At 61.8% G+C, this 11,187-nt stretch carries 12 protein-coding genes; 9 read left to right on the forward strand and 3 right to left on the reverse strand.

Going from position 1 to position 11,187, the window contains the following annotated elements; all coding sequences use genetic code 11:
* Window positions 1–21: 21 nt before the first annotated feature.
* A complete protein-coding gene (locus IFT54_RS18525; RefSeq protein WP_192071714.1) occupies window positions 22–1,182 on the reverse strand; it encodes a cellulase family glycosylhydrolase in 1,161 nt (386 codons plus the stop codon).
* Between IFT54_RS18525 and IFT54_RS18530 the strand changes: the two genes are divergently transcribed.
* The 3 genes from IFT54_RS18530 to IFT54_RS18535 all read left to right on the forward strand — a co-directional run bounded on the left by IFT54_RS18530 (window position 1,181) and on the right by IFT54_RS18535 (window position 5,689).
* Window positions 1,181–4,360 (forward strand): TonB-dependent receptor, encoded by a 3,180-nt coding sequence (locus tag IFT54_RS18530; RefSeq protein WP_192071715.1) that lies wholly within the window; start codon window positions 1,181–1,183, stop codon window positions 4,358–4,360. The two genes, IFT54_RS18525 and IFT54_RS18530, sit on opposite strands and share 2 nt — an antisense overlap.
* A 55-nt stretch (window positions 4,361–4,415) precedes the next feature.
* Window positions 4,416–4,550 (forward strand): hypothetical protein, encoded by a 135-nt coding sequence (locus IFT54_RS20800; protein WP_274602349.1) that lies wholly within the window; start codon window positions 4,416–4,418, stop codon window positions 4,548–4,550.
* A gap of 80 nt (window positions 4,551–4,630) precedes the next feature.
* The gene (locus IFT54_RS18535) at window positions 4,631–5,689 is read left to right on the forward strand and encodes a family 43 glycosylhydrolase (RefSeq protein WP_342354869.1); all 1,059 of its coding nucleotides are present in this window, start codon (window positions 4,631–4,633) and stop codon (window positions 5,687–5,689) included.
* Here IFT54_RS18535 and IFT54_RS18540 read toward each other — a convergent pair.
* Window positions 5,672–6,538, reverse strand: coding sequence for an ATP-binding protein (locus IFT54_RS18540; protein ID WP_192071717.1), 867 nt, complete (start codon window positions 6,536–6,538; stop codon window positions 5,672–5,674). The genes IFT54_RS18535 and IFT54_RS18540 overlap by 18 nt on opposite strands.
* Window positions 6,539–6,548: 10 nt before the next feature.
* On the reverse strand, window positions 6,549–7,907 hold the full coding sequence (locus IFT54_RS18545; RefSeq protein ID WP_192071718.1) for a hypothetical protein: 1,359 nt from the start codon (window positions 7,905–7,907) through the stop codon (window positions 6,549–6,551).
* A gap of 368 nt (window positions 7,908–8,275) precedes the next feature.
* Between IFT54_RS18545 and IFT54_RS18550 the strand changes: the two genes are divergently transcribed.
* From IFT54_RS18550 to IFT54_RS18575, 6 genes are all read left to right on the forward strand, one after another.
* Window positions 8,276–8,413, forward strand: a complete 138-nt coding sequence (locus IFT54_RS18550) for a hypothetical protein (protein ID WP_192071719.1) — start codon at window positions 8,276–8,278, stop codon at window positions 8,411–8,413.
* A gap of 222 nt (window positions 8,414–8,635) precedes the next feature.
* Window positions 8,636–8,947, forward strand: a complete 312-nt coding sequence (locus IFT54_RS18555) for a hypothetical protein (protein WP_244649245.1) — start codon at window positions 8,636–8,638, stop codon at window positions 8,945–8,947.
* A 231-nt stretch (window positions 8,948–9,178) separates the two neighbouring features.
* Window positions 9,179–9,670, forward strand: a complete 492-nt coding sequence (locus tag IFT54_RS18560) for a LuxR C-terminal-related transcriptional regulator (protein ID WP_192071720.1) — start codon at window positions 9,179–9,181, stop codon at window positions 9,668–9,670.
* A 27-nt stretch (window positions 9,671–9,697) separates the two neighbouring features.
* The gene (locus IFT54_RS18565) at window positions 9,698–9,976 is read left to right on the forward strand and encodes a hypothetical protein (RefSeq protein WP_244649247.1); all 279 of its coding nucleotides are present in this window, start codon (window positions 9,698–9,700) and stop codon (window positions 9,974–9,976) included.
* A gap of 112 nt (window positions 9,977–10,088) precedes the next feature.
* Window positions 10,089–10,571: a hypothetical protein gene (locus IFT54_RS18570; RefSeq protein WP_192071721.1), complete on the forward strand. Its 483-nt coding sequence runs from the start codon at window positions 10,089–10,091 to the stop codon at window positions 10,569–10,571.
* Window positions 10,541–11,011 carry a MarR family transcriptional regulator gene (locus IFT54_RS18575; RefSeq protein WP_192071722.1) on the forward strand — a complete coding sequence of 157 codons (471 nt, stop codon included), beginning with the start codon at window positions 10,541–10,543 and terminating at the stop codon, window positions 11,009–11,011. Before IFT54_RS18570 ends, IFT54_RS18575 begins: the two co-directional genes overlap by 31 nt.
* Window positions 11,012–11,187 lie beyond the last annotated feature (176 nt).

Genomic DNA, 11,187 nt, shown 5'->3' on the forward strand with positions numbered 1-11,187 from the left:
AAGGCGATACTGCATAGGCCTTCAGCGTTGGCGCCGTACCGCTGGCACTTCGGAAAGGGCCACCGGTACGACACCCTTCGGCGCTGCACTCGATCGACGGATCAGATCGGTCTCGGCCTGCCGATACGGCGTGCCGTCGTTCCGGAACACCTCGTGAAACCAGATCGTCGGCTCGGCCAGCACGTACGGTTTCTGCCAGCTGTCCCAGGGTAGACGCGTCTGCGTCTTGCCATCGACGAACCCCCAGTTGATCATCCCAACATTGTAGCGCTTGCCAATCGGCAGCGAACCGTCAAAGGTCGAGCCGTTGCCACGCGCCATATACTCCGTGCAGATTACAGGACGATCGTAGGCCAGAAGCTGCCTGATCCGCCGCTCGAACGTCTCGGGCCAACTATAATCGTGGAATGTCACCACGTCCGATTGCGCAAGCTGAAGCTTTTCCATCGGTGAGGTCTTGCCGCCCGGCGTCCAATCGTTTCCGATCCACACGCCCGAGGTCAGCGGCTGGGACGGATCGGACTCGCGTGCCCAGTCGAACACCTGCGCCAGCAGTGCGCGAACCAGCGGCTCCTTGCCCTCCTGCCCCTTATACTGGTCGGCACCATTGTCGGGCTCGTTCCAGACGTCCCAGCCGAGGATCCGGTCGTCCTTGGCGAACGCACCGATCACGCCCTGCACATACGCCTTGTAGCCGGGATAGCGCGTGCGATCGCGTAGACCTGGCATTCCCGGCCCCTGCACCCACCCCGAATTGTGCACGCCGGGGATCGGCGGATGCTGCGGCCCGAGTTTCGGATCCGGATCCCAGCAACTGTCGAACAAGACGAACAACGGCTTGATCCCGTGTGCCCGAGCGATCGTCAGGAACGCGCCTATCCGCTGCTTGAAGCCCTCGGGGTCCTGCTGCCAGAGCTGGTCGTGAAGAAAGACGCGCATCGTGTTCATGCCGATGCCCTGCGCAAGGCCGAGCTCATAATCGATCCGCTTGGGATCCCAAGTTGCCGCCTGCCACATCTCGAGCTGGTTGATCGCAGTTGATGGCGCATAGTTTGCGCCGACCAGCCACGGTTGCGCGGCATACCATCCCTTGGCTTGTCCCCCGGTCCAGCGACCCCTCGCTTGGGCGGGGCTGACTGATAGGACGATCGCGGCAAGCAGGACGGGGGGCAGCGCCCTCATGGGCGCGACGATTCTTCCGACCGAAATCCTCCGATGCGGCTTATCGGAGCAAACTTCTCGTTCCGATCCATCCCGCATCTGCCTCGACGTGCGTTGTTTCACCGGTTGTCCTCTCCTGTTGAGCGATCGTGCCGTTCATTCACTTAACGACGCGCCACATCACCGCAGCGCTGTTCGCCGCGCCTTTGATCATCCTAGCTGGCCACGCTCCGGATCACCAAGAACCAACCGAAGAATTGTTCGGTATTGTCCTACAAACGGTTGTCAGCTCCGTAGGATAATCTTAGCGTGGAATCAGGTCGCGTGGAAAACCATCGACATCGAAGGGGAGAGAGACATGAAAGCGAAGGCACTTCTCTGCGCATCCGTAGCCACCATGGCACTGCTTACCACAGCGTCCGCCAGCGCGCAGATCTCCGACAAATCGACAGCCGAAGTTCGGGCGGGCGGTCAGGATCTCCCCAAGCCGACCACCGCCTCCGATCAGAACGCGAACCCCGCCGCCCCGCAGCCATCGCTGCAGGAAAGTCCTACGGAGGGAGACGGCGAGATCGTAGTTACCGGCCTGCGTCGCAGCCTTCAGTCGGCGCAGGCGATCAAGCGCAATTCTGACGGCATCGTTGATGCGATTGTCGCCGAAGACATTGGCAAGCTGCCGGACACGTTCGCGTCGTCCGCGCTCGCGCGCGTGTCGGGTGTGCAGGTGACGCGGGGTGGTGGCGAGTCGGCGGGTGTCACGGTGCGCGGCCTACCCGATCTCAGCACCACCTATAATGGCCGCGAGATTTTCACAGCCGAAGGTCGTTTCGTCCAGATCCAGGATTTTCCTGCCGGCACGGTCGCAGCGCTGGAAGTCTATAAATCCGGCACTGCCAACCTGATCGAAGGCGGCATCGGCGGCCAGGTCAACGTCCGCGGCCGTCGCCCCTTCGACTTCAACGGCTTCGAACTGTCGGGATCGTTGAACGGCGTAAACTGGCAACAATCGGGCAAGATGTCCTGGAACGGCAATCTGCTCGTCAGCGACCGCTGGGACACCGGGATCGGTGAGATGGGCCTGCTCGTCAACGCGTCCTATGTCGGCATCAATTTCCTGGACTCAACGCGCGAGCAATCGCTGGTCGTCGCGACGACCAATGCCGTGAATGCGCCTGGCACGACCGGCGGTGTTCGCTATCCAGACGCGCAGTCGCTCTTCCTCGGCTATGGTCGACGCTGGCGGCCGTCCGCCAACGCCGCATTCCAATGGAAACCAACGCCGGAACTCGAGATCTATGCCGACGGTCTCTACCAAGGTTATCGTGGGCGCGATTCCAACCGGTTCATGTTCGTGCCGAACTTCGGCGGCGCCGATTTCCAGCTGAACAATGTGGTCACGCGCCCCGGCAACGCAAACGTCGCGCAAAGCGCGACGGTTTCGGGCGCTAACGCACCGGATGGCTATTATGGATCGGCCAACGGGACGACCAACACGTATCAGGCTGGCGGTGGCGCAATCTGGAAACATGACAATCTCCAAATTTCCGGAGACATCGCCTACACCGACAGCACCTACACGTTCGATGCGGTCAATATCGACTACACGTTCCGCAGTTCGCCGGTCCGCAACGTCGTCTTCGAGTCGCCAGGAACGGACGGTGGTCCGAGTTTCGACCTGGGCACCTTCAACCTGACCGATCCGGCGAATTACCTCAGCCGCGGCTTCTTCCAGGAATATACCAAGGTCGGCGGCAAGGACATCCAGTCGCGCTTCGACGTCCAGTACGACATCGGCGAGGGCCTGCTTAAGCGCCTGCAGTTCGGCATTCGCTACAACGATCGCGACGCCAACCGTGATCGCGGCGCGCCCTATATTTTCAACTTGCCGGCTCAGATCCCCATCACCGCGCTGCCGGTCAGCACCGAAAGCACGTTGGCCGGGTTCGGCTATAACAACACGCTGCCGATCCATACTTTCACCGCAATCCCCTCGAGCAGCATCCGCGATAATCTCGTCGCGTTGCGGAGCTTCTACGGTGCGCCGGCTGGACGACCGGAGTTCAATCCCTCGGAGAATTTCCGCGCGAACGAAAAGGCGCTGGCAGCCTATGCTCAAGTCAAATACGGCTTCGACATCGGCAGCGTCGTCGTCGACGGCGTGGTCGGTTTGCGGGCCGTCCGCACGAAAAATCAGATCAGCGGCTTCCTGCGCGACGAACAGACGCCGGGGAATTTCGTGATCACCCCGATCACCGCGAAGAACGAATACACCGATTACCTGCCCAACGTCAGCGCGCGCGTTGCCGCCACCGATGAACTGCAGTTGCGGCTCGCCTATACGCAGACGCGGACCCGGCCGAACTTCTTCGACCTCAATCCCGCACTGACCGTCGGATCGCCGCCGACGATCGATCCGAACAATCCGCCGAACTCGAACGATCCAAACAGCAACGCCCGCAATATCACGGCCGGCAACCCAAACCTGTCGCCGTTGACGTCAAACAACTACGACGCGAGCCTCGAATGGTATTTTTCACGGACCGGCTCGCTGACCGGTGCGATCTTCCGGCGTGATGCGCAGGGCTTCATCTCGAACACGACCGTCTTCACCACCGACCCGACTTACGGTCGCGTGCGCTTCACCAGGCCCGAAAACACCGGCGCAACGCGGTTCCAGGGTGTCGAAGTCGGCTTCACCAGCTTCCTCGACATTGACGGACTGCCTGACTGGGCGAAGGGCTTCGGCTTGCAGGCCAACGGCACCTACGTCGATTCTAAGGGCGATCTCGCATCGACGCTCGCGACGTCCCCCAACGTCGCCGGTCAGCAGCAACGCTTCAACGGCGTGTCGAAATGGACTTACAACCTGGTCGGGCTGTACGAACGGCCGTTCTTTTCGGCGCGGATCGCGTATAATTTCCGCTCGGACTTCGTTCAATATTACAGCCAGGAGCCGCTCGACGTCGACGTCAACGGCGCTCAACGCACTGGCGGGGTGATCGAGAAGGCGCGCGGGCAACTCGATCTGTCCGCAACGGTCACGCCGATTCCGAGCGTCACGCTGGCGTTCGACATCGTTAACGTTCTGGGCAATCCGATCCGGCGCTATCGCCAGTTCGATGACGCCGGCGATCAGTTCGCACGCCAGATCTTCTATCTCGAGCGTACCTACTCGCTCGGCGTCCGGTTTCGGTTCTGACCTGACCTGACCTGACCTGACCTGACCTGACACAGCGATCATAGGAGATACTGTCATGCGGATTGCTTTCTTCGCTACGCTGGAGCTCGGCGCGCTTATGTCGGCCTCGTACGCCACCAACGATGCGCCGAGTGTGGCGCCCGACCTGGATCTCTTGTTCGTGCTCGACTCCGGGCAGCCAGCGCAATGACGCGGCGTTGGGGACCGTGGATCGCAAGCACAATCGGTGTCGCTCTGGTAACGGCCGCGGCAGGCCTCGCCCGCAACCCAGTGTTCCAGGGCGCCGACCCGCATGCGATGATGATCGATGGCGAAATGTGGATCTTTCCGACTGGCGGCCCGGGCGGAAGCTGGGCCGCGGACCGGTTCGGTGCCTTCTCGTCTCGTGATCTCAAGACTTGGACCTCCCGTGGCGAGATCATGCGCCGCGATCAAATCCGCTGGATCGGCGACGATGGCGCGAAGGCGCATTTCCTGTGGGCGCCGGGCGTTGCGACACGGGACGGCAAATGGTATCTTTATTATTCGGTCGGACCGCAGAACCCTACGCCGAGCCGGATCGGTGTTGCCGTCGCGGACGCACCGCAGGGCCCGTACCGCGACAGCGGACGGCCACTGGTCACCGGCGGTCGTCAGGCGAACGGGGAATTCGAGGCGATCGACCCGATGGCATTCGTCGACCCACGGTCCGGCAAGGCCTATCTCTACGCCGGCGGCAGTGCCGGCGCGAAGCTGCGTATCTGGGAACTCAGTCGCGACTTGGTCAGTCTCGCGCGCGAAGTTCCGGTACACCAGCCGCCCAATTTCACCGAGGGTGCGTTCATGCACGAGCGGAATGGTGTGTATTATCTCTCGTACAGCCACGGTCACTGGAACGGCCCTGATTACTCGGTCCATTACGCAACTGCGCCCTCCCCCATCGGCCCGTGGCGCTACCGTGGCGCAATCCTGACGAGCAACACGCGACATCAAGGGCCGGGCCACCACAGCTTCGTCCGTACACCACAGGATGAGTGGTTGATTGTGTATCATCGTTGGGACCAGCCCCCCGGTCCAGCGCCGCTTAAGGGCGAGCGCCAGGTTGCGATCGACCGGGTATGCTACGGCACCGACGGCACTATTGTGCCCGTTATTATGACCGAAGGCGACGCGGTCCCGAAGCTGCACGGAATAGGTAATTGCGCGAGCAATCAGCGATTAGGCGGCTGCCCGTCATCTGGACGAACGGCTACTCATGCCGCTCGCCGCGCGAATGCGGACGGGCGACTTTCCACCAGTTTCGCCTCAAAACAGACGTCCCGCTCTGCGCCCCTACTCGACTCCCGTTAGGTTTATGCGGTTGCCGAGATGCCTGAAGGCACGATCGCGACAGGTCAGTAGAATGACCTGCATCCGCGTCGCTGCATCGGTAAGAATCTCGGTCATAAGATCGAGCCGGCTATCATCGGAATAGACGAGCGGGTCGTCCAGGATCAGCGACACGGGTACGCCCTGCTCCAATAGCATGTCCGCAAAGGCAAGCCGGGTCAGGACGGCCAGCTGCTCCTGGGTGCCCCGGGAGAGATCCCCGCAGTTTTCGCCAAGACCACCGCGCACAATAGATGTCAGGCCCAGATCATCACTGAAGCTCGGATCACAGCCCGGTAAAAGTCGCTCGATATGGCGCCGCGCGCGGCGCGCAACAGGACCGACGAACGTCCGTGACGTCTCCGCACGCGTGCCTTCCAGCGTATCGCGAAGAAGCTTCAACGTGTCCGCCTCCTGCATCACTCGCGCGAGGTTAGCGGCCGCGTCCTCCGCTTCGTCTCGCGAGACCGCAGCGCGGTCCGCGAGGCCCTTGCCCCCTTCGGCTTCGATCCGCGCCTCGAGCCCGGCGATCACCTTCTCAAGATCAATACGCTGCGTCCGGGCAACCTCGGCGCATTTGTCCAACACGGCGATCTGCCGCTCGATCGCGGAGACGTCATGCGCCGTCGCTGCCCGCTCGGCATCCTGCAGGCTGACCAGCGCTGCCGCCTCTTGCTGACGAGCCTCCGACAGGGCTTCATCCAGACCGGCGACCTCAGACTTGCCTTCAAGGGCAGCAAGCTGTGCTTCGGCGTTAGCGGCATCACGCTCGGCGCCAGCTGCCTGAACCATCAGAGGGGCATTGCGCGCTTCCAGTTCGCGCAGGTGCATTGCTGCTGCCTCATCGCCTCCCTCGGCTCTCGCAAGCGGAGTCCGCTTCCGCCGCAATCGCCGTCAATGCGTCGAGGTCTGGCCCCTCTTCACTCCCCTCCCCTTCCGCGCTCTCGTGCAATCCCGCTACGAAAGTCTTCAGGGTTGAAGCACCACCTGCGATACCGAGCAGCGGCACGGCTGGGGTCATCCCGGCGATTTTCACCTCGAGCGTACGGGCGTTAGCAGCGGCATCTCGTGCAGCCTCATTATGAGTTCGCGCATCGGCGACACTCGCCACCCCGTGGTCAGCCAGTACAGCGCTCAGATCGTCGCGGGCGTTGACCAGCACTGTTTCGGCGCTCTGTAGCTCTGCTGGCGGCCGGATGATCAGCATGGCGCCACCAAGCTGAATGCGCGTCTCACGCGATAGCGTCCGGTCGCCAGGCTCCGCTGGCATGCCGTCGATCTGAACGCCGCTGACATCGCCCGTCAACTCGACCCGGGTCGCACCCGCCTCCACGGCCGCACGCGCCTTGTCGACGGCCCGTTCGCGCTCCTCCAACATCTTGATGACGTTGGGTGGAATCAGCGTCTTACCAAGCTCGCGCGCCACATCGAGTTGCGCTCCAAGAGGCAGTAGTTCGTCGTGCCGCTGACGTGCTCGGGCGATCTCGACATGGCGTGCTTGGGTGGCCACCAGCCTGCCGGCAGCATCGAGCGCGGCATGGGCGTTTCGCCGGGTATCCCGGGCCGCCGCCAACCGATCACGCGCCGTACCCGCTCGCTCCCGCGCGTTGGCCAATTCCTCTTCCAGGGCAGATCGGTTTTCGAAGGCGCTGGCAAGCTCTGCGACCGTCTTGCTGACGGCCTTGCGGGCATCGACCAGACGCGCGGTAAGTTCCTCGAGAGCCTTGACCTGGTCCGCAAGGCGACCTTGCTCGGCCCGCCGCGTATCGCGCAATTGCGCCGCGGATCGTGCGACGTCGACCTGATCGACCAGAACCCTTCGCCGATCTGCATCCGCCGTATCGGCAAGATCGCGATCCAAGAGCTTCAGCCTGGCCCGAGCAGCTTCAAGATCAGCGAAACCCTGCTCGAGGGCGGCGAGCCTAGTTGCGGCTTCGGTTGCAGCCCGCTCGGCCGCATCATGTTCGGTACGGGCTGTCGACTGTCGAGCGCCAGGCCGACCAGTGCTGGTCCAATAGTCTGCGAACTGGCTGTCGATTCGGGGCCGGACACGCTGATAGGCAGCACCGCCCATGATGGTACCAACCTCGGCTTCCAGCGTCGCGCGCACGCTGTCGCGGACAATCTCACCGGGAGGCGTGACCTCGAGTGCCTGCGCCTGCCCTACCCAGAGCAGTCCGAGCGCGCCGTATGCGGCCACGTCGCCGGCTTGGCTCGTAGCAAAGGTCGGGGCAACGCTCAGTGCCCTTGACCGGAGTACAATCGATTTGAAGTGCAGCCAGCGCTAGAATTTCTCGTTTTGTGATCGTTTTTGGAAAAGGCGGCAGCCCGCCAGGAACGTCGGCCGATCACCATCCTCTTCCCGAAAGCGGACTGTCGCCTTTCCATCATTTATTGCCCTTCAGCGGTCGAAAGTACGGAAAACCCGGTTCCCGTCACCCGTGTGTGACAAACAGGTGCTTGGTGACGCCTCAGCGAGCCTGCCGACGCTAACTGTGTATCTGTGTCCATTTCAAATACCGATCCCGGATCGCTTCGTGCTCGGATGCCGGAACTTGCTGGTAAAGCATGGCGATTGATACGCTGATCGCCGGGGCGATCTCCCGCGCCCCGATCGAGCTACGAGCGCGCCGTCCGCCATATTGCTCCGTCGACGAGCGCGATGCCTGCTTCCAGGATGCTGCGGTCCGCTTAGCTTTGCAATGACAGCGTGTTTTCGCCTGAGCCTTGTACCATAGCGGCGTGGCTTGAACACCATCCTTGGCCCGCAAGTGCGGTCGAATGCTGGGTCCCCGACTTCCGTCGGGCGGCCCGCAAGATACATGACCTTGCTACGGCTTGTCGGTGCGGGGAATACGTGGGGCGTGGTTACCAGTGTTGCCGCGTGTTCAACCGTCCCGGCTACCGGCGGTTGATGGAACGCGCGCCATGTCCTTGATCAAAAGTTTGCTCACGAGGTTCCGCCGGCGCCAAAGCCCTTCGAAGGATTTCTCGAACAGTGGTTCGGGAATGCTTCAGATCGAAGCGCTGGTGCAGGCACATGGCGACTGGCTCGCGCTGCTGGCCACAATACTGGAACGCGAACGCGTAATCACAGGTGCCGAACTCGCCCGCACCCTGTCCGAGTTTGCCGCGTATACAGCCGACGATCGCCCGGTGGAGGGGCAGATCCTTTCCTTCTGGGCTTCCCGCTTGAACGACACAGCGGCAACCGTCTGCATATTCTCTTCCGTCCATTAGCTCTATTATTCATGCTGAGTGGCGATCGCAGTTGATCGCTACGCTGGTCTTGGCTTCAGCCTGCGTCGAAAGTGAGAAAGCGGCGAGGCGTCGTGGGCTCTGGAACGTGCCCGGTCCGTCGCGTTCGAGCGACGTTTGAACCTTGTGATGTGGATTTGATAGACGGGCCCCGTCAGGAGTCATCGCAGACATGGAGCCGAATCATTCCGGGTTGCGAGTATTTTCACGAGCATGCTGACGATCGAACCGGGCAAACGTCCTGCCCAACGGACGCCTCCAACACCGACGCCGGGTGTAAGCACACCGGAGCGCGTTGCTCTGCTGACCGATCGTCAGCGGTCTTATCTCCGCCTGGTGCTTCAGAACCGCAGCTCGAAGGAGATCGCGGCAGCCACGGGTAGCAGCCACCGGGCGGTCGATAAGCAGCTGTTAAAGGCAAATAATATCCTCGGCGTGCCGACCCGTTATGATGCCGCGCGGCTCCTGGCGGAGTACGACGGAGGGGTAGAGCCTTTACCCCCTGCAAACGACCTACCTTCCGCGCCACCAACTTTACCGCTTCCCCTCCCGTTGCCGACCGCTGGGGCGGCAGCGAATATGCTCACCTGGAAGCAGGTTGCCTTCTGGACCGCGATCATCTCGATCGTGACCCCCTTGGGCCTAACTGCGGCCGGCATGGCGATCGTAACGCTGCTTCTCCTGCTTGGATTGAAACCACTGTGATGGGCGCTCGGTGCCCAAGGAGGCCTTATGCAATCACTTTCCGACACAAGCCGGATCGTCGCGGACGACCTGCGCCGAGCGGAGCGATCGATCACTCTAGCCACACGTGATACGGCGCAATTTCTACTGACCATACTCGAGGCGACGGAGGCCCACAGCTTATCTGCCGCGATGACGCAGCAAACGGTAAAGGCGACGGTCGCGGCACTGTCGGCCCTCGTTGATGTTCAGGATCAGCTGGCAATGCGAGCACATCTGTCTGTCGAGAAGGTCGGTCGCCAACTGGGCCTGACAGAAACGAACTGAGGCGAGAACTTGCCGAAGCCGCCATCTGTTTCGATCAAGGAGATCGACGTTCCGCGGATTGCGGAGGCTACGTCACCGCGGGGGTAACGGCGGGTAGGCCGCGAGAAATCCTATGAGCGCCCAGATAATCCTCGCGGTCATCTTTAACGTCGTCATGTTCGGCGTGCTGCTCTTCGCGGCACTCAGAGGGGGCAGGCCGGAACGATTGGGGGCGCTCATCAACATGGCGGAGTTCGCCACCACTACTGCTATACGATTGATCGCGGCGAAAGAAGGCTGGGCCCCGGGTGAGGTATTGATCCTGGTGATTGATGCGGGCGTCGCTGCGGGCTTCTACTGGCTGGGCGTAACGACGATCCGCTTCTGGCCAATTTGGGCAACAGGTTTTGCAGTAGCCGACCTCTTCATGAGCATCTTCGGCGCTCTGCTGCCCGGTGTGCCACTCTTTGCCTACCATACAGGCCTTGGGATCTACGCTTATCTCGCGCTTGGCACGCTTGCGCTCGGCACGCTCCGCTTGCCGGCGAACGCCGAGGCCCACATCCGAAACGGATCGAGACGATTATGGGTGCAGCATCTGAACGAGATGACCTGATCGACGTCGTTGTGCGGCTGCCGCGCAAGGCGATAGAGGAGACGTTGCTGTCTATGCCGCCAGACGCGAGAGAGCTGTCCGAGCGCAGGCTTGCCGAGGCTAGGGCGGTGTTGGTCGGCCGGCGCCGGCGGGCGACCCACTTCAACGGGGTCCGCTTCTATGATCCGAGCTGGGACATGATCCTGGAACTTTACGTAGCCGCATGCGAGCGACGCCGCATCGCTGTGTCCCAGCTATGTAAGCTGAGCGGAGGCTCGACGACCACCGCTTTGCGCCACATCGAGCATCTCGAGGCGCTTGGATACATAGTCAGACAAACGGATCCCGAAGACGGACGCCGCCTGATCGTCGGTACGCTCACTCCCCTTCTTGTCGCTTCGGAGCAGTGGCTCGATCTTCAAATTGCCGAGTTCCGAATACAGGATCGGAGATCGGGCTGACGATGTCTACGGGTCACACTAGACTCCGGTCTTTCAGCCACCAGTGACATATCGAATGCCCGAAAACGTCCAACTCGCTCCCCTGCTTGGACAAACGGCATCAGCCAATTTCGAGCCTGAACTTGCAGTCTCTCGCTGACTCAATTGCCATTTCCCTGCCACGCCTACCCGGCGCG

The organism is Sphingomonas sp. CFBP 13714, assembly GCF_014842205.1.
In the GTDB taxonomy this organism is placed as follows: domain Bacteria; phylum Pseudomonadota; class Alphaproteobacteria; order Sphingomonadales; family Sphingomonadaceae; genus Sphingomonas; species Sphingomonas aerolata.